Origin of the sequence: Sulfolobus sp. B1 (assembly GCF_007050195.1) — an archaeon.
GTDB lineage: Archaea > Thermoproteota > Thermoprotei_A > Sulfolobales > Sulfolobaceae > Saccharolobus.
The window spans coordinates 1-555 of sequence record NZ_QIMI01000366.1 but is presented as its reverse complement, the minus strand read 5'-3'; the positions used below and the strand labels follow the sequence as shown (position 1 = coordinate 555).

The 555-nt window shown below is 37.7% G+C and carries 1 protein-coding gene; it reads right to left on the bottom strand.

Going from position 1 to position 555, the window contains the following annotated elements:
• Positions 1–555 (bottom strand): aminotransferase class III-fold pyridoxal phosphate-dependent enzyme (locus DMP16_RS10720; RefSeq protein WP_143577266.1); only part of this gene is annotated, 555 nt, incomplete at both ends.

The following is a 555-nucleotide window of genomic DNA, read 5'->3' as shown; positions in this document are numbered from 1 at the left end:
CTTGTTCTGTTAGTATTTCTTTTAGTGTTACTATTGCTACTCTTACTGATATTGGGTTTGCGTTAAATGTTCCCCCATGTGCGACCTTCCCCGGTCCAATCAACTCCATAATCTCCCTCTTACCGGCAATAACACTCAAGGGGAAACCACCAGCAATAGCCTTACCCAAGGTGATAATATCAGGCTTTAAATTATAATAACCAGAAGCACCACTAAAATACTTCCCACCCGTCTTAACCTCATCAAAAATAACAACAAAACCATAATCATCAGCCAAATCAAAGATACCCTTAAGAAAATCAACATCCGGGGTTAACAAGAACATGTTCATTGGGACGGGTTCCATTATTATACCGGCAATATCATCCCTATTTTGCTTAACTAATTTCTCAACAGAATCCAAATTATTCCACTCAGCAATCAAAGTATTATTAACTAATTCATCTACTATGCCTAAAGACGATATTACCCTTTGACCATTAGGATTTGGAGGAGTATTATTTATTAGTAGTTGGTCGTGTGAGCCGTGGTAGTGTCCTTCGAATTTTATTATCT